This window comes from Streptomyces sp. NPDC060031 (genome assembly GCF_042736805.1).
Classification (GTDB): Bacteria; Actinomycetota; Actinomycetes; order Streptomycetales; family Streptomycetaceae; genus Streptomyces.
The window spans coordinates 79,213-101,853 of record NZ_JBHWVM010000008.1 but is presented as its reverse complement, the minus strand read 5'-3'; the positions used below and the strand labels follow the sequence as shown (position 1 = coordinate 101,853).

Annotated in this window: 20 protein-coding genes; 13 read left to right on the top strand and 7 right to left on the bottom strand. The window is 70.7% G+C overall.

Going from position 1 to position 22,641, the window contains the following annotated elements:
• Positions 1-67 precede the first annotated feature (67 nt).
• From ACFWB8_RS05490 to ACFWB8_RS05475, 4 genes are read left to right on the top strand one after another with little or no spacing between them, the layout of a single operon-like run.
• The gene (locus ACFWB8_RS05490) at positions 68-2,548 is read left to right on the top strand and encodes an N-6 DNA methylase (protein ID WP_385222842.1); all 2,481 of its coding nucleotides are present in this window, start codon (positions 68-70) and stop codon (positions 2,546-2,548) included.
• Positions 2,541-3,719 (top strand): restriction endonuclease subunit S, encoded by a 1,179-nt coding sequence (locus ACFWB8_RS05485; RefSeq protein WP_385222839.1) that lies wholly within the window; start codon positions 2,541-2,543, stop codon positions 3,717-3,719. The genes ACFWB8_RS05490 and ACFWB8_RS05485 overlap by 8 nt, the downstream gene beginning before the upstream one ends.
• A gap of 52 nt (positions 3,720-3,771) precedes the next feature.
• On the top strand, positions 3,772-7,125 hold the full coding sequence (locus tag ACFWB8_RS05480; RefSeq protein WP_385222837.1) for a type I restriction endonuclease subunit R: 3,354 nt from the start codon (positions 3,772-3,774) through the stop codon (positions 7,123-7,125).
• 7 nt (positions 7,126-7,132) lie between these two features.
• Positions 7,133-7,858, top strand: coding sequence for a M48 family metallopeptidase (locus ACFWB8_RS05475; protein WP_385222834.1), 726 nt, complete (start codon positions 7,133-7,135; stop codon positions 7,856-7,858).
• Here ACFWB8_RS05475 and msrB read toward each other — a convergent pair whose 3' ends face one another.
• The 4 genes from msrB to ACFWB8_RS05455 form a co-directional block, all read right to left on the bottom strand.
• Positions 7,859-8,278, bottom strand: a complete 420-nt coding sequence (gene msrB, locus ACFWB8_RS05470) for a peptide-methionine (R)-S-oxide reductase MsrB (protein WP_385222831.1) — start codon at positions 8,276-8,278, stop codon at positions 7,859-7,861. It lies immediately after the preceding gene.
• Between the two features lie 23 nt (positions 8,279-8,301).
• Positions 8,302-9,696, bottom strand: a complete 1,395-nt coding sequence (murC, locus tag ACFWB8_RS05465) for a UDP-N-acetylmuramate--L-alanine ligase (protein WP_385222828.1) — start codon at positions 9,694-9,696, stop codon at positions 8,302-8,304.
• Positions 9,697-9,767: 71 nt separating this feature from the next.
• Positions 9,768-10,235 (bottom strand): indole-3-glycerol phosphate synthase, encoded by a 468-nt coding sequence (locus ACFWB8_RS05460; protein WP_385222825.1) that lies wholly within the window; start codon positions 10,233-10,235, stop codon positions 9,768-9,770.
• A 135-nt stretch (positions 10,236-10,370) separates the two neighbouring features.
• A complete protein-coding gene (locus ACFWB8_RS05455) occupies positions 10,371-11,165 on the bottom strand; it encodes a pyrimidine reductase family protein (RefSeq protein ID WP_385222822.1) in 795 nt (264 codons plus the stop codon).
• An 84-nt stretch (positions 11,166-11,249) separates the two neighbouring features.
• Here ACFWB8_RS05455 and zapE point away from each other — a divergent pair, with 84 nt between their 5' ends.
• The 5 genes from zapE (at position 11,250) to ACFWB8_RS05430 (ending at position 16,364) form a co-directional block, all read left to right on the top strand.
• Entirely contained in the window at positions 11,250-12,311 is a 1,062-nt protein-coding gene (zapE, locus tag ACFWB8_RS05450) for a cell division protein ZapE (protein WP_385222935.1), read from the top strand.
• Positions 12,312-12,373: 62 nt separating this feature from the next.
• Complete coding sequence (locus ACFWB8_RS05445; RefSeq protein ID WP_385222819.1) at positions 12,374-12,802, top strand: OsmC family protein; 429 nt, start codon at positions 12,374-12,376, stop codon at positions 12,800-12,802.
• Between the two features lie 280 nt (positions 12,803-13,082).
• Positions 13,083-14,612: an alkaline phosphatase PhoX gene (locus ACFWB8_RS05440; protein WP_385222816.1), complete on the top strand. Its 1,530-nt coding sequence runs from the start codon at positions 13,083-13,085 to the stop codon at positions 14,610-14,612.
• Entirely contained in the window at positions 14,512-15,411 is a 900-nt protein-coding gene (locus ACFWB8_RS05435) for a PPK2 family polyphosphate kinase (RefSeq protein WP_385222813.1), read from the top strand. The genes ACFWB8_RS05440 and ACFWB8_RS05435 overlap by 101 nt, the downstream gene beginning before the upstream one ends.
• A gap of 131 nt (positions 15,412-15,542) precedes the next feature.
• Positions 15,543-16,364 (top strand): polysaccharide deacetylase family protein, encoded by an 822-nt coding sequence (locus ACFWB8_RS05430; protein ID WP_385222810.1) that lies wholly within the window; start codon positions 15,543-15,545, stop codon positions 16,362-16,364.
• Positions 16,365-16,397: 33 nt separating this feature from the next.
• On the opposite strand, the gene ACFWB8_RS05425 is transcribed toward ACFWB8_RS05430, so the two are convergent.
• The 3 genes from ACFWB8_RS05425 to ACFWB8_RS05415 are packed head-to-tail and all read right to left on the bottom strand — an operon-like array spanning position 16,398 to position 18,257.
• Positions 16,398-16,589 carry a hypothetical protein gene (locus ACFWB8_RS05425; protein ID WP_385222808.1) on the bottom strand — a complete coding sequence of 64 codons (192 nt, stop codon included), beginning with the start codon at positions 16,587-16,589 and terminating at the stop codon, positions 16,398-16,400.
• Positions 16,590-16,642: 53 nt separating this feature from the next.
• Complete coding sequence (gene sigJ / locus ACFWB8_RS05420; RefSeq protein ID WP_385222805.1) at positions 16,643-17,548, bottom strand: RNA polymerase sigma factor SigJ; 906 nt, start codon at positions 17,546-17,548, stop codon at positions 16,643-16,645.
• Between the two features lie 34 nt (positions 17,549-17,582).
• Positions 17,583-18,257, bottom strand: coding sequence for an AIM24 family protein (locus ACFWB8_RS05415; RefSeq protein ID WP_385222802.1), 675 nt, complete (start codon positions 18,255-18,257; stop codon positions 17,583-17,585).
• 71 nt (positions 18,258-18,328) lie between these two features.
• Here ACFWB8_RS05415 and ACFWB8_RS05410 point away from each other — a divergent pair, with 71 nt between their 5' ends.
• The 4 genes from ACFWB8_RS05410 (at position 18,329) to ACFWB8_RS05395 (ending at position 22,585) form a co-directional block, all read left to right on the top strand.
• Positions 18,329-19,078, top strand: a complete 750-nt coding sequence (locus ACFWB8_RS05410) for an aminoacyl-tRNA hydrolase (protein WP_385222799.1) — start codon at positions 18,329-18,331, stop codon at positions 19,076-19,078.
• Positions 19,079-19,250: 172 nt separating this feature from the next.
• On the top strand, positions 19,251-20,612 hold the full coding sequence (locus tag ACFWB8_RS05405; RefSeq protein WP_385222796.1) for a DUF692 domain-containing protein: 1,362 nt from the start codon (positions 19,251-19,253) through the stop codon (positions 20,610-20,612).
• Entirely contained in the window at positions 20,609-21,703 is a 1,095-nt protein-coding gene (locus ACFWB8_RS05400) for a TIGR04222 domain-containing membrane protein (protein WP_385222793.1), read from the top strand. The genes ACFWB8_RS05405 and ACFWB8_RS05400 overlap by 4 nt, the downstream gene beginning before the upstream one ends.
• An 84-nt stretch (positions 21,704-21,787) precedes the next feature.
• Complete coding sequence (locus ACFWB8_RS05395) at positions 21,788-22,585, top strand: TIGR04222 domain-containing membrane protein (RefSeq protein WP_385222791.1); 798 nt, start codon at positions 21,788-21,790, stop codon at positions 22,583-22,585.
• Positions 22,586-22,641: the final 56 nt, after the last annotated feature.

The window sequence follows — 22,641 nt, the reverse complement described above, 5'->3', positions numbered from 1 at the left end:
GTCCCAGGCCGGACCGGTGTTCCACGGGACGCGCGTCCTGTGGGACGTGAAGCAAGAGGAGATCCGAGTGGCACAGCTCACGCTGCCGCAGCTGGAGCGGCATCTGTACGCAGCCGCGGACATCCTGCGCGGCAAGATGGACGCAGCGCAGTACCAGGACTACATCTTCGGCATGCTGTTCCTGAAGCGCGCTTCCGACCAGTTCGACGTGGCACGGGCCGCATTGGTCAAGAAGCTCCTGCAAGAGGGCAAGACCCAGGAGCAGGCCGAGCGGATCTCCGAGGCGCGCGGCGCCTACAAGGCTCACGAGTTCTACGTTCCGCAGGAATCACGCTGGTCCACGATCGTCAGCGAGTCCCGGATCGAGCCCGCCAAGACGCTGAACGTGGCACTGACGGAGCTGGAGAACGCGAACCACCATGCCCTCGAAGGAGTCCTCTCCTACATCAGCTTCACCGAGGGTCGCAGCGGCAACACCAAGCTCACCAAGCCGGTCATCCAGCAGCTCATCGACCACTTCAGCGAGTACCGGCTCAGCAACGACGACTTCGAGTTCCCTGACCTCCTCGGGCACGCCTACGAGTTCCTGATCGGCGAGTTCGCCGACGAGGGCGGCAAGAAGGGCGGCCAGTTCTACACCCCCCGCTCTGTGATCCGCATGATGAACCAGCTGGTCAAGCCGCAGCCCGGCATGTCCGTCTACGACCCGTGCTGCGGCTCGGCCGGCATGCTGATCCTTGCCAAGGAGTACGTGCAGGACCACGGCGGCGACGAGTCCCACCTGGCGGTGTACGGACAGGAGGACAACGGCAGCGCCTGGGCGATGGCCCGGATGAACCTGCTGATGCACGGCGTTGCCGACGGTGTCATCCATCACGGTGACACCCTTGCCGACCCGCAACACGTACAGAACGGGCAGCTACAGCACTTCGACCGTATCCTCACCAACCCGCCGTTCGCCCAGAACTATCGCCAAGAAGGCATGAAGTTCCCCGAGCGCATGAAGAATTGGACGAAGGAGTCGGCCAAGAAGGCCGACCTGATGTTCATCCAGCACGTACTGGCGGTGTTGGAGGCGGACGGCATCGCGGCATCGGTCATGCCGCACGGTGTGCTCTTCCGTGGCGGAGAGGAACAGAAGATCCGCAGGCGGATCATCGAAGAGAAGCGACTGGAGGCCGTCATCGGCATCGGCCCCAACGTCTTCTACGGCACTGCCATCCCCGCATGCATCCTCGTCCTGCGCGGACGGGACGGTGCGCCCGACGGCCGGCGCGACGGCGTACTTTTCATCAACGCCGACCGGGAGATCACAGCAGGCCGCACCCAGAACCTGTTGGAGGCGCAGCATGCGGAGAAGATCGTCTCCGCTTACGAGGACTGGGAGGAGATCCCCGGGTTCGCTCGTGTCGTGACGGCTGACGAGCTGGCGAAGAACGACTTCAACCTCAACATCCGCCGCTACGTGGACAACACGCCGATGACGGAACCGCAGGACGTACGGGCGCACCTGTACGGAGGCGTGCCGCGGAGCGAGATCACGGCGCGCAGGGCACAGTTCGAGGCGTTCGGAATCGAACCCGAGGGGGCACTCTTCCGGCTGCGGAACGACGATCCCGAGTACGTCGACTTCTTGCAGGAGGGGTACGAGGCAACCGCCGCACGGATCCCGGGCCTCGCACAGGAGCAGGAGGTGGCCCTCGGGCGGGCCTTCCACACCTGGTGGGGCTTCCACCGGGAGCAGCTCTCGAAGCTCCCCGTTCACCAGCAGAAGTCACAGGCGCGCGAGGATCTGCTCACCACCTTCGTGGCGGCGCTGGAGCCCGTGGGGCTACTCGACAAGCATCAGCTGGCGGGAGCGGTCGCCGCGTGGTGGTTCGACTCGAGGAACGACCTCAGCGTGCTGATGGCCAAGGATTTCAAGGGCCTGATCGACGGCTGGGTCCGCAGCATCTCCTCGGCATTCGAGGAGCCCTCGGCAACGGCCGACGCCAAAACGATGGCTCGCTACCGGGGCGCGATGCGCAAGGCGCGGGAGCACCGACTGATCCCCGAGTTGATCCCGGCGTACGTGCAGCAGCTGGAAACGGCGGAGGCGTTGGTCACGGAGCTGGACACGAAGATCAAGGCGGGCTCCCCTCCGAAGAAGACTTCCAAGGCGAGCTCGGGAGACGGCGAGGACGACAGCGACGAGGAAGAGCTCGACCTCTCCCACGTCCTGCCGGCCAAGGAAATGACCGCCCTCAAGAAGAAGCTGAGAGAGGCGAGGAGCGAACTCGCCGCGATCAAGGCATCGTTCCTGATCAAACTGAAGGATGCCGCGGAGAGACTCTCCGCCGCTCAGGCCCAAGAGGTAGTCCTCGGGTTCTTGAGCGAGGACCTGTACACCCGCATGAGCCGCTTCGTCGCCGCCGACCGCCGATCCCTGGTGGACACCTTCCGTACCTGGGGCACGAAGTACGCGGTGACGCTGTCCGCTCTGGAACAGGAGCGGGAAGCTTCGGCCGAGCGCCTTCAGAGCTACCTGGAGGAACTCGGCTATGCCTGATCCCATGCCGTGGCTGCCGCTGAAGGACATCGTCCGGCAGACGAGCCTGGGGACACCGGCCCGCGGCCACAGCGGATCGGGGGCAATCCGACTCATCAAGATGGGCAGCATTGGGGAAGGCCGAGTCGGTCTGGATCAGACCGAGTTGGTTTCGCGTGATCTGATTGACGGATTGCCCTCCATCTCCTTGCGGACGGGAGATGTCCTCTTCAACACCCGGAACACTCCCCAGCTCGTGGGGAAGGTCGGCATATGGCAGGGAGACGGCGTGGAGTCCGTCCCGGACAACAATCTCCTCCTTATGCGTTTCGCTGACACCATCGACGCCCGCTACATGAATTACCAGCTGGGTTTCGGTGAACCGTCCCGCATGATCCCCAGTCTGGCGCAAGGCACCACGAGCGTCGCAGCCATCTACTGGCGCGACTTGCAGCATCTGCTCGTACCCGCCCCCGAATTGGCGGAACAGCAGAGGGTCGCCAATGTCCTCGACGAGGTCGGCATGCAGATCGACTCGCTTGCGGCGATTGAGCAGAAGAAGAGAAGGGTGAAGGAAGGGGTCATCTCGCGTCTGCTGGCAGGAGATGACGGCTGGAGATCCATGTCGATCGGCGATTTGGGAAGGGTGGTCACCGGGCGGACTCCGACCGTCGGTGCCAGCGACGGCACCGGCAGGGACATCCCCTTCGTCACACCGACAGAGGTCACGGAATCCGGACGAGTGGTGCGGCCGAACAGGGCGGCCGAACCCGACTCGGCTGGCTTGACCGCCGTTCCCGCCAGGTCCACTCTGGCCGTCTGCATCGGATTCGGAATCGGGAAGGTCGGACTCCTGGAGTTCGACGCCTGCGTGAACCAACAGATCAACGCATTGATTCCCGCCGCAACGATGGACCCGACGTTCGTCTTTCATCTGATCAGCTCGGTATCGCATGACATCAAGATGCGCTCCGGCCTTCAGGTGACTCCGATCGTCAACAAGACAGAGTTCTCCAAGATCGCCGTACGTGCACCGGACCTTGCCGAGCAGACAAGGATTTCCGAGGTCATCGCACGAGCTGTCACCGAAGTCGAGACCCTTCAGGCAGAGATCAAAAAGCTGCAATCCGTGAAACGCGCCCTCATGGAAGATCTGCTCACCGGCAGGGTCCGCACCCCCGTCCCGTCATAGCGCCACGCCGTCCGCATTCCCGGAACCGCCCGCAAAAGGAGACCGTACCTCCGTGTCCGGCCCCGAGTACAAATACGTAGAGGCGCCACTCATCGCGCAGCTCACCCACCGCACCATGGGGTGGCGGCACGCGGTGGGGAACCGCGGCGTGGAGTTGCAGGCCTCCGGTGAGGAGCCGTACGTCCGGCACGGTACGGACGGCGCGATACTCGCCGGAATCCTCCGGAGCCGGCTGGACCGGCTCAATCTGATGCCGGACGGCTCGAAGTGGCTCGATGACGCCCGTGCATCCCTCGCGATTGCCGCCCTCAGCAAGGGCGGAGCCGCCGGAGGCGGTCTCATCGCCGCGAACGAGGCGGCGACCGCGGCGCTGATCGAAGGCGTCGCCGTTCCCGGCGTGGACGGGTGGGACGGTGGGCGCGCCCAGAGGGTGAGGTTCATCGACTGGGAGACGCCGGAGAACAACGACTTCCTCGCCGTCTCCCAGTTCCCGATGACCATCCCGGGCGCGCGGGACGACCACGGAAAGCCGCGGAAACTCGTCGCCGACCTCGTCCTGTTCGTGAACGGCATCCCCCTGGTCGTCGTCGAGTGCAAAAAGCTGAAAGCCGGGCAGGGCGACGCCCACAGAGCGGTCCAGCAACTGCGCCGGTACGCCAACCAGAGGCGGGAGTCGATCACCCCCGAAGGCAGTCAACAGCTGTTCCGTACAGTCCAGTTGACAGTCGCGACCACGGGTGACACCGCCCTGCTGGGCACGTTCACGGCTCGCCCCCAGGACTACGTGGTCTGGCGGGACGCGCACCCGCTCGACACGGAGCAGGTGGCCAGGGCGACCTACCACGAGGACGACGCCTTCGCCCGTGCCCAGAAGGTCCTCGCCGCCGGTGTGCTGCACCCGCACCGCCTGCTCGACATCGTGCGGAACTTCGTCGTCTTCAAGGACGTCGAGGTCGCCGAGGGCCGCACCGCCCGGGTGAAGATCGGCCCGCGTTACCAGCAGTACCGCGCGGTCCACAAGGCGATCGAGCGACTGCGGACGGGTGAGACCAGGCAGGTCCGAGGCAAGGACGACAAGCGCGGCGGCATCGTCTGGCACACCCAAGGCTCGGGCAAGTCGCTGACCATGGTGTTTCTGGTACGCAAACTGCGCTCCACGCCCGGCCTGGGCCACTTCAAGGTCGTCGTGGTCACGGACCGCAAGCAGTTGCAGGACCAACTGTCGGAGACGGCGGTGCTCGCCGGCGAGAAACCGGATGTCATCACCCGCGCCTCCCAGGTGCCGAAGGTCCTCGGCCTGGAGAATGCCGGTCTGGTCTTCGTCATGATCCAGAAGCAGCAGGACGCGGAGAAGGCGCGGCAGAACGCGGCCGCTCCCCTGTCCCGCGACGGCACACCGGGCTGGGGCCTGGTCAACGACCGCGACAGCATCCTCATCATGGTCGACGAGGCACATCGTTCGCACGGGTCGGCCCTCCACCAGAACCTCATGGAGTCCCTGCCCAACGCGGCCCGCATCGGCTTCACCGGGACCCCGATCATCATGAACCGCCGCAAGCTCACGACCACGACCTTCGGCGAGTTCATCGACACGTACCGCATCAAGGACGCCGAGGACGACGGCGCGATCGTGCCCATCTACTACGAGGGCCACATCGCCAAGGGTGCGGTCGCCGAGGGAGAGGCCCTGGACGAGGCGTTCCAAGAGGAGTTCGCCGAGCTAACGGATGAGGAGTACGACAAGCTCCAGAAGCGTTACGCCAAGTCCTCCGCCGTTCTCGGCGCCGACGACATGATCCGGCGCAAGGCACGCCACATGTTGCGCCACTACGTCGAGGGGGCGATGAAGGAGGGCTTCAAGGCCCAGGTCGTCGCCCACTCCCGGGGCATCGCCGTCCGCTACCGCGAGGCCCTCAATGCCGCGCGCGAGGAACTCGTCGCCGAGGTGGAGAAGGCGGCCAGACCTCCGGGCCTCGCCCTCGGCAAGGCTCAGAGGACCCCGACGGAAGACCGTACGCCCAAGCAGCGGCTCCTCGTCTCTGCCCACGATCAACTCGCCCTGCTCAAAGCCATCGACTTCGTGCCGGTGATCTCCGCCTACTCCGAGGACGACTCGGACTGGGCGGTCTGGTCCGACGGAAGTGCCCAGGCGAAGGCCGTCAGGGCGTTCCGCAGCCCCTTTCCCGACTCCGTCGACATCGCGGACTCCAGGCCGGTGGCCATGCTCATCGTCCGCACCATGCTGCTCACCGGCTTCGACGCACCCATCGAACAAGTCATGTACCTGGACCGCCGGATGCGTGAAGCCGAACTCCTCCAGGCCGTCGCCCGTGTGAACCGCACTTACGGGGAGAAGAAGCAGGCCGGATTCATCGTCGATTACGCGGGCGTCGCCAAGGCCCTCCTGGAGGCGCTGGCGGCCTACGCCTCCGACGAAGCCGAGGGCGCCCCCGTCGACTTCGCCGTCGAGGAGCACAGGCTTGAGCACCAGTACGACGCGCTCTGCCACCACCTCGGTCTCACTCAGAGCGAACTGATCGACCCCCACGACACGCTCGCGGTACACCAGCTGGTGGACGGTCTGGAGGACGAGGAGCGGCGCATCGTCTACCGAAAGCTGCTGCAGGCCTTCCTGAGAACCCTCGACCTCCTCCTGCCGCGCGAAGCGACCCGCCCCTACCAGCGGCCGGCCAAGGTCTTCAGCTTCATCGCCCAAGTGGCCAAGGTTCGGTTCAGCGAGGAGGAGGACGGCTTCGACCCGGCCGCCTACGGCGAGCGGGTGGGCGAGCTGATCGACGAGCATGTGCGGTCCCTCGGCGTGGAACGCGCGATAGAGCCCACCCGGCTCACCTCCGATGACTTCCGCACCAGGGTCGGGCAGATGCCGAACGCCCGGGCCAAGGCGTCGATGATGGCGCATGCCGTGCGCAGTCACATCGAGCTCCACTTCCAGGAGAACCCCATCGCCTACGAGAGGCTCCGTGAACGGCTGGAGGCGGTCCTCAAGAAGTACGCGGAGGGCTGGGCCCAGCAGCTCGATGCGTTCGAGTCGCTCTCACAAGAGGTGTGGAACGTGGCCGAGGGCCGCGATTCGGGCCTGCCGGAAGACGTACGCGGCCTCAGCAAAATGGAGCAGGCTGTCTACCAGCAGCTGACCACCGTCGTCACGGACGGCGTCATCTCCGATGAGGTGCGTACGGACCTGATCGGGCTGGCGCACGAGGTGTGGGCCACGGCGGTACGGCACGCCACGCGGAAGGACCTGTTCTACAACACTGCCGCGCTGCACGACCTGCAGAGCGACATCTGGATGCTCCTGGCCGTCAACGACCGTACCCATGCGTCCGTCGACAGCCTCGCGCCCGCGGTGCGGGAGATCATCCAGCACAACAAGAAGGACCTGTAACCCGTTCATGTACGACACCTCGACCGAACCGCTGCACGTGGGCGGTCTGGTCATCGACCTCCGCCCCGTACCCGGACGCAAGAGCGTCCGGGTCACGGTGGAGCGCGACGCGCGGATCGTCGCGGCCGTGCCGCCCGGAGCGGACCGCGAGGCCCTTGAAGGCCTCATCCGCACCCGCCTGCCCTGGCTCTACGGCAAGGTCCGCGACCGCGAGGCGCATGTGGAGCAGCGTCCGCGCCGTCTCTTCGTCGATGGGGAGGGCTTCCACTACCTGGGACGGAGCTACCGGTTCCGGACCGTCGACGAGGCGCCTCGCCCTGTAGCCCTCGCGGACGGCTGGATCAGGCTGCGGCAGGACCGCACCGACTCGGCGGCCGAGGACCTGATCGCCTGGTACGCGGAACGCGGGCGCGCATGGCTTCCGCGACGCCTGGGCCCGTGGGCCCGGTGTCTGGAAGCCCCGCAGGTCGACTTGGCCGTCCGCCCTCTCGGCTACCGGTGGGGGTCGTGCTCGAACCGGGAAGTACTCAACATCCACTGGGCGGTCATGCAGCTCCCCGTGGCGCTCGTGGACTACGTACTCGTCCATGAACTGGCGCACGTGCACGAGCCGAACCACTCCCCGCATTTCTGGCGGAGAGTGGCCCGGGCACTGCCGGATTACGAATCCCGGCGGGAGCGGCTGGAGCGGTGGGGCGCGCGGGTCTGGCTGCCCGCGGACCCGGCCCCCTGATCAGCCCTCGGTGTTCTGCGCCTTGGGGTGCAGCCGCAGGGAGATGGAGTTGATGCAGTAGCGCTGGTCCGTCGGGGTGGGGTAGCCCTCGCCCTCGAAGACGTGGCCCAGGTGGGAGCCGCACGTGGCGCAGAGGACCTCCGTGCGGACCATGCCGTGGGAGACGTCCGACTTCAGTTCTACGGCCTCGGAGTCCTTGGGGTCGAAGAAGGACGGCCAGCCGCAGTGCGACTCGAACTTCTCCGTGGAGCGGAAGAGCTCGGCGCCGCAGGCGCGGCAGGCGTACACGCCCTCCGCCTTGGTGTCCGTGTACTCACCACGGAAGGCCGGCTCGGTGCCGGCGAGGCGCAGCACCTGGTACTCGGACGGCGTCAGCTCCGCCTGCCACTGCTCGTCCGTCTTCTCGACCTCGTACGACATGACTCTCCCGCTCCCTCGGATCTTCAGCTCGACAGGCGGGCGAGGATGGCCGGACCGAGGTCCGTGACGTCACCCGCGCCCATCGTGAGAACGAGATCGCCGGGCTTGGCCATTCCCGCGATGACGTCGGCGACGGCTTCCTTGTCGTGCTCGGCCGTGACGTCGGCGCCCGCGGACCGGGCGGCCGCGATGATGATCTCGCTGGTGACCCCGGGGAGCGGGTCCTCGCGGGCGGGGTAGATGTCCAGGACCACGGAGGCGTCGGCCAGTGTCAGGGCCTGGCCCATCTCCTTGCCGAGCTCCTGGGTGCGGGAGAAGAGGTGGGGCTGGAAGACGACCAGGATCCGCGAGTCCCCGGCGGCGCCGCGGATGGCCTCCAGGTCGGCGGTCATCTCGGTGGGGTGGTGCGCGTAGGAGTCGATGACCTGTACGCCCGCCGCCTCGCCCTTGAGCTGGAGGCGGCGCTTGACCCCGGTGTACTTGCCGAGGGCCGAGGCGAGGTTGTGCGCCGGGATGCCGAGGGCGACACCGGCGGCGAGGGCCGCGACGGCGTTGTGCGCGTAGTGGCGGCCCGGGACGGAGACGGTGAAGGTGAGCATCCGGCCGTCGATGACGACGGTGACCTCGCTGGTCAGGCCGCGCGGGGTGATCTTCATGATCCGGACGTCGGCTTCGGGCTCCTCGCCGTACGTGACGACGGTCAGGCCCTCGTTGCCGCGGACGCGCCCGGCGATCTCGGCCGCGCCGGCCTGGCCGTGGGCGACGACCAGGGTGCCGCCGGGCTCGATCTTGCCGACGAAGGTCTCGAAGGACTCGAAGATCTCGTCCATCGACGCGTAGTTCGCGTGGTGGTCGAGCTCGGCGTTGAGGATGATCGCGACCCGCGGGGTGTACTTGTGGAAGCTGCGGTCGCTCTCGTCCGCCTCGGCCACGAAGATGTCGCCCTCGCCGTGGTGGGCGTTGGAGCCGGGGGCGTCCAGGTCGCCGCCGATGGCGTACGAGGGGTCCAGGCCCAGGGCCGACAGGGACACCGCGAGCATCGAGGTGGTGGTGGTCTTGCCGTGCGTACCGGCGACCGCGATCGGCCGCAGCCCGTCCATGAGGCCGGCGAGGGCGTCGGAGCGGTGCACGACGGGGATGCCGAGTTCGGCGGCGCGGGCCAGCTCGGGGTTGTCGGCGCGGATGGCGCTGGAGACGACCACGCAGGTGGCGTCGTCGGCGAGGTGCCCGGCGGCGTGCCCGATGTGGACGGTGGCGCCGTGGGCGCGCAGCGCCTGGGCGGTCTCGGAGTCCCGGGCGTCGCTGCCGGCCACCTTCGCTCCGCGCTGGGCGAGGATCTTCGCGATGCCGGACATGCCGGCGCCGCCGATGCCGATGAAGTGGGGCCGTTCCATGGCGGTCGGCAGGCCGGGCTTCATTCAGGTCGCTCCAGGATCGAGTAAGTGCGGGCAGCCGGGGGCACGGGTGCGCGGGTTCGGCCGCTTACACCCTATTCCTTGTGGGCGAAGAGCTTGAGCACCGGAACGCCGACCTTGTGGCGCGCCCGGGAGGCCCAGTCCCGGTGGAAGAACTCCTCCACGTAGTGCGGGGCGGTCAGGACGATCACCTCGTCGGCGCCGGTCTCCTCGACGACCGCCTTGAGCTTGTCGAGGGGGTGGTCGTCGACGATCTGCCCGACGGCCTTGGCGCCCTTTTTGCGCAGGGCCGCCAGGGAGAGCTCCAGGGCCAGCTCGGCGGGGCCGCGGGCCGCCTCGCCCTCGGGTTCGTCGCCCTCGCGGATGGCGTCGGGAAGCTCACCGAGCGCTACGTCGTCGATGGCGCGCAGCAGCCGGTCCCGGTCGCCGCGGGGTTGCATGAGGACGACGAAGGAGACCGACTCGTCTCCGTGAAGGGTGGTGACGAAGTCCACGTCGACCGGGGTGAGCGGCTGCTCGATCATCAATACGCTCGTGAACACGGACGCCCTCTCCTTCATGGGCCGAGGCCGGCCGGCCGACCCCTGCGGAAACCATCCTGCCCCGCTGTGGCACGGGGCCTGCGGAGGTATATGTGCCCAGCGGAAGCTAAGCGGAACGACAAATTCCGCCCCTTGTCAGATCCGACGGTAGCTCGTGAAGAGGAACCCGGCCTCTTCCAGTACGCAGGCCGGCGCGAGCCGGTGCGGAACGGTGACGGAGGGGCCCTTGGAGATCCGCTGGGCGTCACCGGCCGTGAGCATCGGCGAGATCGTCAGGCACAGCTCGTCCAGCGCGTCCGCGGCCACGAACTGGCCCAGCAGCCTCGGCCCGCCCTCGGTCAGCTGGCGGCGCAGCCCGCGCTCCGCGAGCACCTGCACGGCCCGGGCCGGGTCCACGGTGGCGCCGTCCCCCGCCAGCAGGACCTCGGCCCCGGCCTTGCGGGCCGCCTCCATCCGGTCGGCGGGGGCTCCGGCGCCCGTGACCACCAGGGTGGGGACCCGCGGCGAGGTGAACAGCGGCAGCGAAAAGTCCAGGTCCAGGCTCGCGGTGACCACGGCGATGGCGGGCGCGGGGCCCTGTCCGGCGGCCGTACGGCGGCCCGCGAAGGCCTCCCGGGCCCGCGCGGGGCGGTAGCCCTCCTGGCGAACCGTTTCCGCGCCCACGACCACCACATCGGCCAGCGCCCGCAGGGTGCCGAAGATCCGCATGTCGCTCTCGCCGGAGATGGGCTGTGAGCGGCCCTCGTGCTGGGCGGCGCCGTCCAGCGTGGAGACCATGTTGGCCCGCAGCCAGTGGCCGTCCGGCCCGATCGCCGGGTAGGCGTACGCGTCGGCGAGCTCGTCCAGCGACCACTCGCGGTCGAGCACATCGCGGGTCGAGGCCGGGTCTGGGGCTGATGTCTGATCGGTCACAGGGAACAGGCGTCGCATCGGTGCAGTGTGCCACGGCCCGTAGAGTTGAGTGCTGTGTCAACATCACTCTCGCCCTCCGGATCCCTCTCCGGCCGGCCTCCGATAGCCGACGCGGGGCCCCAGGCCCTGTGCGCCCGCGAGCCCCGGGTACCCGCCGAACGGCTGGTGGCCGAGATGGTGCCGCCGCCCCGGTTCGACTCGGTGCGCTTCGACACGTACGACCCGGACCCGACCCAGCCGAGCCAGACCGAGGCCGTCACCGTCCTGAGCGGCTTCGCGGCCGGCCTGGGCGGGGCGCACGCCACCGGCGCCGGCAAGCGGCGGTGGTTCGCGAGGACCCCCAAGAACGCGGCGCCGGCCGGGCCGCGCGGGGTCTACCTCGACGGCGGCTACGGCGTCGGCAAGACCCACCTGCTGGCTTCCCTGTGGCACGCCACTCCGGCCGAGCCCGCGCTGAAGGCCTTCGGCACCTTCGTGGAGCTGACCAACCTGGTCGGCGCGCTGGGGTTCCAGCAGACCGTGCAGACCCTGGGCGGGCACCGTCTCCTGTGCATCGACGAGTTCGAGCTCGACGACCCGGGCGACACCGTCCTCGTCTCCTCCCTGCTCAGCCGCCTGGTCGAGCAGGGGGTGGCGCTGGCCGCCACCTCCAACACCCTGCCCGGCAAGCTGGGCGAGGGGCGGTTCGCGGCCGCGGACTTCCTGCGGGAGATCCAGGGGCTGTCCGCGCACTTCCGGCCGCTGCGCATCGACGGCCAGGACTACCGGCACCGTGGCCTGCCCGAGGCCCCGGCCCCCTTCTCGGACGAGCAGGTCACCAAGGCCGCGTACGCGACCCCGGGCGCGAGCCTGGACGACTTCCCCGGGCTGCTGGAACACCTGGCGCGGGTCCACCCGAGCCGCTACGGCGCCCTGACCGACGGCATAGCGGCGGTCTGCCTGACGGATGTCGGCCCGGTCCCGGACCAGTCGACGGCGCTGCGGCTGGTGGTGCTGGCGGACCGCCTGTACGACCGGGAGATACCGGTGCTGGCCTCGGGGGTCCCCTTCGACCGGCTGTTCAGTGACGAGATGCTGAACGGCGGCTACCGCAAGAAGTACTTCCGTGCCATCTCGCGGCTCACCGCCCTGGCACGCGACGCGAAGCCCCTGGTGTCCCAGTAGGTTTGGGGACGGCGGCCCGTTTTCCGCGGGCCGGCCGTTCCGCTTCCGCGAAGGGATCCACCATGGCTGCCACACGCAACGCACACGCCGTCTGGGAAGGCGACCTGTTCGAAGGCAAGGGCGTCGTCACGCTCGACTCGTCCGGCCTCGGCAGCTACCCCGTCTCGTGGCCGGCCCGCACCGACGAGGAGGCGAACGGGCGGACCAGCCCGGAGGAGCTCATCGCCGCCGCGCACTCCAGCTGCTTCAACATGGCCTTCTCGAACGGTCTCGCGAAGGCGGGCAACCCGCCGACCAAGCTGACCACCTCGGCCGCGGTCACCTTCGTGCCCGGCAAGGGCATCACCGGCATCCACCTGACCGTCGAGGGCGAGGTGCCGGGCCTGGACAACGACGCGTTCGTGGCCGCGGCGCAGGACGCGAAGCAGAACTGCCCGGTCAGCCAGGCCCTGACGGGCACGACGATCACGCTGAGCGCGAAGCTGGCCTGACCCTGCCGGGGGCTCGGCGGTTCGGCTTCGGCCACGCCGGGTCCCGTGCCGGGTCCCCCCGCCAAGGCTCGGCGGGCTCCGGCCCGGGCTTCTGTGGTGCTGGGCGGTACGGCCCAGGCGCGGGCCAGCGCGGGCTCCGCCCGGACCTGCGCCTCGAACGCCGGCGAGGCCGGGTTCTGCCGTAGCGCCCGCACAACTCGGCGCGGCGGGGGCGTCAGGGGCCCGGCGGCGTGGTAACACGGGGCGGTCGCATGGCCCGTACCACCGCCGGGAGTTGCAGATGTCCCTCGCCCGACGCAGCCTGCTCGCCGCCGCCGGGGCCGGCATCACCTTCGGCGGGGCGCTCGGCGCGCTCTTCGCCGGGCCGGCCACCGCCGCCCCCGCCGCCCGCGGCTACGGCCCGCTCGTGCCCGACCCCGCCGGCCTCCTCGACCTGCCCGCCGGGTTCACGTACCGCGTGCTCTCGCGCGCCGGCGACCCCCTGCGCTCCGGCGAAGGGACCGTACCGGCCAACTGTGACGGCATGGCCGCCTTCGCCGCGGGGGGCGCCGCCGGCCGGGTCCGCCTGGTCCGCAACCACGAGAACCGCACCACCGCCACCCTGCGCGTACCGCCCGTCGACGGCCTCACGTACGACCCCGCCGCGCTCGGCGGCTGCACCCTCCTCGAACTCGACCCCGCCGGGCGGGTCACCGCCGAGCGCGTCGCCCTCGCCGGCACCGCCGTCAACTGCGCGGGCGGCCGTACCCCCTGGAACACCTGGCTGTCCTGCGAGGAGACCGAGGACCGCGCCGGCACCTCCGGCTACACCAAGGACCACGGCTACGTCTTCGAGGTCGACCCCGCCGACCCGCACCGCTCCGGCGCGGTGCCCCTCACCGCGATGGGCCGCTTCGCCCACGAGGCCGTCGCCGTCGACCCGTACCGCGGGGTCGTGTACGAGACCGAGGACGCCTTCGTCGAGCCCTTCGGCCTGTTCTACCGCTTCCTGCCCGAGCGGCCGCTCGGCGGTCTCGGCTCGCTGCGGGCCGGCGGCACCCTGGAGGCCATGCGCGTGCCGGGCGTGGCGAACCTCGCCGTGGTGGACGAGCCCGGGGCCGAGTTCCCGGTGGAGTGGGTCCCCGTACCGGACCCCTCGGCGGCCGTGACCCCCGTCCGGCTCCAGGACTTCGGGCGGGGCGGGATCACGCACGCGCAGAAGCTGGAGGGCTGCTACTGGGGGGACTTCGGCGTCCACTTCGTCTCCAGCTACGCCCGCGGCAGCGAGGGCTCCCCCGCCGACCACCACGGCCAGGTGTGGTTCCACGACCCGCTGCGCGACCGGATCCGGCTGGACGTGGTCTTCGGACCGGCCGCCGACGTCGGGCTCCCCGGGGATTCCCCCGACAACATCTGCCTGGCCCCGGACGGCGGGCTGATGGTCTGCGAGGACGGCGGCGGCGCGCAGTACGTGTTCGGGGTGGCCCTGGACGGCGAGGTCTACCCGATGGCCCGCAACGCCGACGACATCGGTCGGCCCGGGGCCCCGGAGTGGGGGGAGTTCGCCGGGGTGACCTTCTCGCCCGACCGGCGGACCATGTACGTCAACGCCTACCAGCCCGGAACCACCTTCGCCGTGACCGGCCCCTGGCATGAGGACCCGACACCTCGCGCTCTCGTCCGGTCTGCCGGAGGATCGGAGGCAAGCGACGGGACCGAGGTGGGTAGCGGTGGCCAAGAAGGAACAGCCCGGGAAGAAGCCGGCCGGGGGCGCCGGGAAGTCCTGCGGCGACACCCCCCTGGGCCCGCTCCTGCGCGTACCCGCCGGTGAGCGCGTCGACCTCGCCGCCCTCCACCCCGCGGCGACCCCGGCCGGCCCCCGCGACAAGGCGGCCGGCGTCGCGGCCACCGCCCGGATGGCCGAACCCCTCGCCTCCCTCCAGGAGCGGCTCTACGCGGCCAGCACGGCGGGCGACCGCCGCCGCGTCCTGCTGGTCCTGCAGGGCATGGACACGAGCGGCAAGGGTGGCACGGTCAAGCACGTGATCGGCCTCTTCAACCCCTCCGGCTGCCGGATCAAGGCCTTCAAGGCGCCCACCTCCGAGGAGCGGAACTACCCCTTCCTCTGGCGCGTCATGAAGGCCCTCCCCCAGCCGGGCGAGGTCGGCATCTTCGACCGTTCGCACTACGAGGACGTCCTGATCGCCCGTGTGCGCGAGCTGGTGCCGCGCAGTCGGCTGAACCGCCGTTACGCCGAGATCAACCGGTTCGAGAACTCCCTCGCGCAGGACGGCGTGACCGTGCTGAAGGTATTCCTCCACATCAGCCGCGAAGAGCAGGGCGAGCGGCTCCTCGAGCGGCTCGACAACCCGGACAAGCACTGGAAGTTCAACCCCGGCGACATCGACGAGCGCGCCGCGTGGCCGGCGTACCAGGAGGCGTACGAGCTGGCGCTGGAGCGGTGCTCCACCGAGGTGGCGCCCTGGTACGTCGTCCCCGCGGACCGCAAGTGGTACCGCAACTGGGCCATCAGCAAGCTGCTCCTGGAGCACTTGGAGGTCGTCGATCCGCAGTACCCGAAGGGTGACTTCGACGTGGACGAGTGCCGCGCACGTCTAGTTGCCACATAGTCATATATTTTGCGTATGTGACCATCTCAGCGCGTAGAGCGGCGGCCCTGGCCGCCGTCGCAGCTCTCAGTGCCGCCCTCGCCGGATGCGGGGGCGGCACCGGCACGTCGGACGCCGGCAGCCAGGCCCGCATGGGCACCCCCGGCGCCCCCGCACCCGCATCCGCCTCCCCTTCCCCCTCCGCCCCGGCGTCCGCCCCGGCCTCCGCCTCCGCGTCCGCCTCCTCGTCCCCGCAGCCCGGTCCGCCCGGCAGGGCCCCGACCATGGCTCCCGGCCCGAACGGCCTGACCCCGGTCTTCGAGCGGGCGAAGCAGCACACCGACAAGACGGTGGCGCTCACCTTCGACGCCGACATGACCTCCGACCAGGGCCCGCGCGCCGCGGGCGGTGAGCACTTCGACAACCCGCAGCTCATCTCCGCGCTGCGCACGCTCAAGGTGCCCTCGACGATCTTCATGACGGGCCGCTGGGCCGAGGAGTACCCGGACCAGGCCAAGTCCATCGGCACCGACCCGAACTTCGAGGTCGCCAACCACTCGTACAGCCACCACGCCTTCAAGTCCCCCTGCTACGGGCTCCCCGCGCTCGACGGCGCCGCCGCCCGGGCCGACGTGGACAAGGCCTTCGCCGCCTTCCGCAAGGCGGGGGCCGTCAACACCGTCCCGTACTTCCGCTTCCCCGGCGGCTGCTACGACGACCAGGCGCTGCGCGCCCTGACCGCCGCCAAGGTCACGGCCGTCCAGTGGGACGTGGTCAGCGGGGACGCCTTCGCCAAGGATCCCGACGCGGTTGCCGAACAGGTGCTCTCCGGGGTGAAGCCCGGCTCGGTGGTGGTCATGCACTGCACGCGCAGCGCCGCCCCGGTCACCGAGGAGGCCGTCCGCAAGGTCGTCCCGGAGCTGCGCAAGCGCGGCTACCGCTTCGTGAAGGTGTCCGAACTGATCGGCAAATAGCCCGGCCGGCCCGGGCCCGGCAGGACAGCGCGCTCAGCCGGAGCAGGCCGTGCGCTGCGCGTCCTGCCACTCGCACACCGGGCACAGCACCACGCCAGGGGTCGCGACCCCGTACTCGGTGGGCTCGCCGCACTCCAGGCAGTCGGCGTACGGCGGCCCGTCCACGCGCCCGGCCGGGGCCGCCGGGGTCGGGCAGTACGACTCGCCGCGCTCGCGCTCATCCATGCTACGAGCGTACTCGGGGCCGCCGCCCGGCGCGGCGGCCCCGAGCCGCGCGGTCAGGCGTCCGCGCCGACGAGTCCGAACCCGCGGAGCCGCTCCGGGTCCGCGATCACGTCGATGGCGAGGATCTTCCCGGCCACGACGGTGAAGGCCATGATCGACATCGGGCGGCCCTCCACGACGACCGTGACGCCGGCGGCGCCGTTGATCAGCGCCGGACGGGCGAACGGGGCCAGGCCGCCGAAGGTGACCGCCTGTCCGGCCACCGTCCGCGCCCCGTCCAGTACGACCGTGTGCCGGGACCGCGCGACGCCGCCGTCCGAGCGCAGTACGACGTCCGGGTCGAGCATGGCCACGAGCGCCTCGAAGTCCCCGTCGCGCGTGGCGGCGAAGAACGCGCTGACGGCCTCGCGCTGGCGGGTGAGGTCCGGGTCCGGCGGCGGGGCCTGCCCCTGCACCCGGCGGCGGGCGCGGCTCGCGAGCTGCCGGGTCGCGGCCGGGGTCTTGTCGATCATCGCGGCGATCTCGTCGAACGGCACGGCGAACATGTCGTGCAGCACGAAGGCGAGCCGCTCGGCCGGCGCGAGGGATTCCAGCACCACCATCAGCGCCAGCCCGACCGAGTCGGCCAGCAGGACCTCCTGCTCGGGATCGATCACCTCGCCGCGGCTGATCACCGGGTCGGGCATCCGGCTCCCGCCGGGCTCCCAGGACTCGTCGAGCGAGTCCTCGCGCCGGGTCGCGCGCGAGCGCAGCATGTTCAGGCACACGCGCGCGACGACGGTGGTCAGCCACCCGCCCAGGTTCTCGACGTCGCTCGTGTCGGTGCGGTCGAAGCGCAGCCAGGTGTCCTGGACCGCGTCCTCGGCCTCGCTGAGCGAACCCAGCATCCGGTAGGCCACCGCTTGCAGATGGGCCCGATGTTCCTCGAAACGGTCCGCCGTCGCCACGCTCTCCTCCACCGTGTCGGTGTCCCTTGCCCGGGTTCCCGCCGCCTCAGTGGGCCGCGGTGGTTTCGGTGAGCTCGCTCGGGCGGACGATGACGAAGCCCTCGCCGCTCAGCTTCAGCTGGACCGCCTCGCCGGAGCCGCCGCGGATCATCGAGCCGACCGACTGGGAGCGGTGCAGACCGGTCTCCAGCTGGGCGCTCCAGCCCACCACCGCGTCCGTGTCCACGTACACCGGGGACTGCGCGGTGACGGGTATGATGATCGGATTTCCGTCGCAGACCACGGCGAGCTTGCCGGTGCCGGTGAAGAGGCTGTTGAAGAGGCCGCCGCCGGTCATGCCGGCGCCCTTCACCATCTTGATCTCGTAGGACAGGGTCGGGTCGAAGCACAGGACGTTGCGGCCGTTGATGGTCAGGGCGTCGCCGGGCTCGAAGTCGATGATGAAGCAGTTGCCGGCCTGGTGCGCGAACCAGACGTCGCCCTGGCCGCGTACGGACATCAGCGCCAGGCCCTCGCCGGTGACGGCGCGCTTGAGCATGCCGCCGATGCCCTGGCCCTTGCGCTCGAACTGGAGGTTGCCGCGGAAAGCGACCATCGAGCCCTGGCGGGCCAGCATTTCACCGTTGACGGTGTACTTCACGGACTTGGCGTTCTGCAGGCTCATCCCGGGAGCGGCAGACGGCTGGGCCAGGTTCTCGGACGCAAAAAGATCGCTCTTCATGGGGAAGATCCTCACCTGGCCAGGACCCCTGCGGCATCATCCTGAAGGCGGAGGCTGGCATCCTTGGCGGGATGAGCAGCCAGCACACGAACGACACCACAGCCGCACCGGCGGTCGGGGCCGACAGCCCCTTCCGCCAGGAGCACGTCCTGCGCGACGAGTCACCGCAGTTCGTCCTTCCCCTGGTCGTGCACATCGAGAAGGCCGAACCGCCCGCGCGCACGGACGCGCTGGAGACGGCGGCCCGCGCGGTGCTGGTGCTGCTGAGCGACGAGCGGGCCGCCGGCGAGGGCGAGTGGGCCGAGGCCGTACGGGACTGGCAGGACGCGCGGATCCGCAAGGTGGTCCGGCGGGCGCGCGGGGCGGAGTGGCGCAAGGCGGGCACGCTGCCGGGCATCACGGTGCGGGGTGACACCTCGGAGGTACGGGTCTACCCGCCGGTGCCGCTGGACGGCTGGCCCAAGGAGCTCGCCAAGCTCCAGGTGTCGGGCACCGACCTGGACGACCCGGCTCCGCCCGCCCCGGTGGCTGCCGGGACCGTGGTGCTGTGGCTCAACCCGGACCTGGAGATGTCGGCCGGCAAGGCGATGGCCCAGGCCGGGCACGCCGCGCAGCTCGCCTGGTGGGAACTGACCGGGGCGGAGCGGGCCGCGTGGCGGGAGTCCGGTTTCCGCCTGGCGGTACGGACGGCCGCGCGCGAGCGGTGGGCGGAGCTGAGCGGGAGCGGGCTGCCGCTGGTGCGGGACGCGGGGTTCACGGAGATCGCGCCGGGCAGCGCCACGGTGATCGCCGACCATCCGGCGCTGCGGGCCCGGCTGTAGGCCGGCCGACTCCTTCGGATCTTGCCCTGCCGCGGGCGGATCCGGGGGGCCGGGAACCTCAAATGTTGCTCTGAACGTCCCCTCCGACGGTTGGCTCGACTCCGTCGGGGCCATGACACCGGCACACGGGCCGACGAGCACCGTCGAGGACCGACGAGGGGGGCGAGGGGACATGAAGCCCATGGCACGCCTGGGGGTGGGCATCGGCTGGCGGCCCGAGATCGCGGAAGCGGTGGAACGGCTGCCGGGTCTGGACTGGGTCGAGGTGGTGGCCGAGAACATCTGCCCGGGACACCTGCCGGCCTCGCTGCTGAGGCTGCGCGAGCGCGGGGTCGGCGTGGTGCCGCACGGCGTCTCGCTGGGGCTCGGCGGCGCCGACCGGCCGGACGCGGGCAGGCTGGCCGCGCTCGGCGAGCGGGCGGTGGCGCTGGGGGCGCCGCTGGTGACCGAGCACATCGCCTTCGTTCGGACCTCCTCGCCCGAGCTGGAGGCCGGGCACCTGTTGCCGGTGCCGCGGACCCGGGACGCGCTGGACGTGCTCTGCGAGAACGTGCGGATCGCCCAGGACGCGCTGCCCGTGCCGCTGGCGCTGGAGAACATCGCCGCGCTGATCCCCTGGCCCGGGGAGGAACTGACGGAGGGCCAGTTCCTGACCGAGCTGGTGGAGCGGACGGGGGTGCGGCTGCTGATCGACGTGGCGAACCTGCACACCAACCGCGTCAACCGGGGCGAGGACCCGTCGGCCGTACTGGACGCGATCCCGCTGGAGGCGCTCGCGTACGTGCACGTGGCGGGCGGGATGGAGCGCGGCGGAGTCTGGCACGACACCCACGCGCACCCGGTCCCGCCGGTGGTGCTGGACGTGCTGGCGCAGCTGCGCCGACGGGTGGATCCGCCGGGGGTCCTGCTGGAGCGGGACGACGACTTCCCGCCGGAGGCGGAACTCGCCGCCGAACTGGCCCGGATCCGGGCCGTGGCCGACACCGGTGCGCCCGGGACGGGCGCCGCCGGGGCCGGTGCGAGCAGGGCCGGTACGAGCAGGGCCGGTACGAGCAGGGCCGGTGCGGCCGAATCCGGTCCGACCGACGGCGGCGGCGGGGAGTGCGGCGGCGGCGTCGACAGCGGGCGCGCGCGGGTTCGCGTGGGGCTGGAGCAGGGGGCGCTGCTGTCGGCCCTGGTGGCCGGGACGCCCGTGCCCGAGGGCTTCGACCGGCAGCGGGTACGGGTGCAGTCGCGCGCGCTCGCCGCCAAGCGGGCCGGGGTCGTGGCCCGGCTGGCGCCCGAGCTGCCCGGGATCCTGGGCGGCGAGGAGGCGTACCGCGAGGCCTTCCTCGGGTATGCCCGCCACCGGCCGATGACCGCCGGGTACCGCCGCGACGCGCTGAACTTCGCCGAGCACCTGCTGATCCGGGACCTGCCCGCCGATCCGGCCGCCCGCCGCCGGCTCACCGCCTGGTGGCAGGACCGGGCCGGGGCCCGGCCGCCGCGCCGCGTCGCGCGCTGGGCCCGGGCGCTCGTGGGGAGAGCGGCATGATCCTCCTCGCCCTCGCCGTCTGGACCGGCGTCATCGTCTCCACCGTCCTCCTCTTCCGCGGGCTGCGCGGTTCCCGGCCGGCCTCCGCCGGTCCCGCCCCGCGGCTGCACGACCTGTCCGAGGCCGCGTTCCTGTCGGGCGGCCCCGGCAACGTCGTGGACACCGCGCTGGTCTCGCTGCTCGGGGACACCCGGATGGTGGGCGGCGGCGGCCCCGGGATCGTCCAGGTACGCCCCGGGGCGCGGGCCGCCGACCCCGCCGAGCGGGCGGTGCTCCAGGCGTACCGGGACGCACCCTCGGGGTGGCTCTACCAGGTGCGGTACGCCGCCATGCTCGACCCGGCCGTCCAGGAGACCGGGGACGCGCTGGCCGCGCGCGGGCTGATCTCCCTGCCCGGCTCCGGGCGCAAGTGGCGCCGGTGGGGGGTGGCCCAGGCGGTGGTGTGCGGGGTGCTGGTGCCGCTGTCGCTGCCGCTCACCTTCATCGCCCTCGTCCTGGACTCCGGCCCGCAGGTCCCGTTCATCGTCATGGTGTTCCCCGTGCTGCTGGGCGGGGTGGTCATGGGCGCCGCGGGCGCCGCACGGGCCAAGCAGCGGGTCACCCCGGCGGGGCAGGCCGCGCTGCGCGAGATCCGCGCCCAGTACCTGGGCGACCGGACCTCGCACGTCCAGATCGCGCTGTTCGGGCTGCGCGGCCTGCGCGACCCGTATCTGCGCGAGCAGCTCGTGCCCGCGGCCCGCGGTACCCGGCTGGCGGCGGCCCAGTACCGGTCCCGGCCCGGCTCCCGGCCCACACCCCGCGCCACCGGCTGGGACAGCTCCCCGACGGCGGCGGCCGAGGTGGTCCCGGTCGTCTGGTGCGCGGGCGCCGACGGCGGCGGATCGGGCGCAGGCTCCGGCTCCGGTTGCGGCTCCTCCGGTGGCGGCTGCGGGTCCTCCGGCAGCGGTTGCGCATCCCCGGGCAGCAGCTGCGGGTCCTCCGGCAGCAGTTGCGGATCCTCCTCCAGCAGCTGCGCGAGCAGTGGTTCGAGCTGTTCCAGCAGCTCCAGTTGCGGTGGTTCGTCCAGTTCCAGCTGTAGCAGCAGCTCCTGACAGTCCATCACGGACCTGTCACGAGGTGCTCACACATCGGCAGCACTCCGTACCCGAACGATCGCCGTCCGATAAAAAACGATCATGTTCTGGGTCCTGTTCCTCCTCTTGGCCTGGGCAGGGGTGCTGATCTCGTGCACCCGCCTCCTGAGAGCGGCCACCGAAGTCGCGGAGCCCGCATCCGCCGACGCCATCACGCACCACCACGACGAGCTGAACCTGTACGAGGCCGCCTACCTCGCCGGCGGCCCGCGGCGGGTGGCCGAGCTGACGCTGCTCTCCATGCAGCGCCAGCACCGGCTGCTGCTCGCCCACACCGGCTGGGCCACCGTGCTCGACCCGGTCGGACGCGATCCGCACGAGTGGTCCGCGCTCGTCGCGTTCGGACCCGACGGGCAGTCCCCGGTGGCGTCCATACGCACGGCCGTGGCCGAGGACGCGGCCGTACGGGCCCTCGCGGAGCGGCTCGGCGAGGCGGGCCTCGCACTGGACGGCGGGCCCGGGCGGAGGGTGTACGACGCGGTCCGCTCGGTCCGCCGGGCCACCCTCCTGATCCTCGCCATGATGGCGGCCGCGCTCTGCGTCCCCTCGGACGGGACCTCGGACGGAACCTCGGCCGGGATGATGCTGAGCTGGTTCGCGCTGCCGCTGATCCTGGCCCTGGGGTGTCTGGCCATCGCGCGCTTCGAGGGCCACCAGAACTCGCCCTGGGCCTCACCCGACGGGCAGCGGCTGCTGCTCTCGCTCGACCGCGAGCGCGGCCGCAGGGGCTCGCTCACCGCGGTGGCCGTGCGAGGGCTCGGCGCGGTCACGGATCCCGGGCTGCGGGCGGCCCTCGAGTACGGCAAGCGGGGAACGGTCCCCCGGCAACGGGGGGATTGAGGGCGACACCCGTCAGTGATCCTTTACAGGGACCCGGCCCAAGCCTTTCATCGGAC

Excerpts from the sequence above, each read along its gene's own strand:
- ACFWB8_RS05485 (WP_385222839.1), top strand. The coding sequence starts at position 2,541 with ATGCCTGATCCCATGCCGTGGCTGCCGCTGAAGGACATCGTCCGGCAG.
- ACFWB8_RS05475 (WP_385222834.1), top strand. The coding sequence starts at position 7,133 with ATGTACGACACCTCGACCGAACCGCTGCACGTGGGCGGTCTGGTCATC.
- msrB (WP_385222831.1), bottom strand. The coding sequence starts at position 8,278 with ATGTCGTACGAGGTCGAGAAGACGGACGAGCAGTGGCAGGCGGAGCTG.
- murC (WP_385222828.1), bottom strand. The coding sequence starts at position 9,696 with ATGAAGCCCGGCCTGCCGACCGCCATGGAACGGCCCCACTTCATCGGC.
- ACFWB8_RS05455 (WP_385222822.1), bottom strand. The coding sequence starts at position 11,165 with ATGCGACGCCTGTTCCCTGTGACCGATCAGACATCAGCCCCAGACCCG.
- ACFWB8_RS05445 (WP_385222819.1), top strand. The coding sequence starts at position 12,374 with ATGGCTGCCACACGCAACGCACACGCCGTCTGGGAAGGCGACCTGTTC.
- ACFWB8_RS05440 (WP_385222816.1), top strand. The coding sequence starts at position 13,083 with ATGTCCCTCGCCCGACGCAGCCTGCTCGCCGCCGCCGGGGCCGGCATC.
- ACFWB8_RS05430 (WP_385222810.1), top strand. The coding sequence starts at position 15,543 with ATGGGCACCCCCGGCGCCCCCGCACCCGCATCCGCCTCCCCTTCCCCC.
- ACFWB8_RS05425 (WP_385222808.1), bottom strand. The coding sequence starts at position 16,589 with ATGGATGAGCGCGAGCGCGGCGAGTCGTACTGCCCGACCCCGGCGGCC.
- ACFWB8_RS05415 (WP_385222802.1), bottom strand. The coding sequence starts at position 18,257 with ATGAAGAGCGATCTTTTTGCGTCCGAGAACCTGGCCCAGCCGTCTGCC.
- ACFWB8_RS05410 (WP_385222799.1), top strand. The coding sequence starts at position 18,329 with ATGAGCAGCCAGCACACGAACGACACCACAGCCGCACCGGCGGTCGGG.
- ACFWB8_RS05405 (WP_385222796.1), top strand. The coding sequence starts at position 19,251 with ATGAAGCCCATGGCACGCCTGGGGGTGGGCATCGGCTGGCGGCCCGAG.
- ACFWB8_RS05400 (WP_385222793.1), top strand. The coding sequence starts at position 20,609 with ATGATCCTCCTCGCCCTCGCCGTCTGGACCGGCGTCATCGTCTCCACC.
- ACFWB8_RS05395 (WP_385222791.1), top strand. The coding sequence starts at position 21,788 with ATGTTCTGGGTCCTGTTCCTCCTCTTGGCCTGGGCAGGGGTGCTGATC.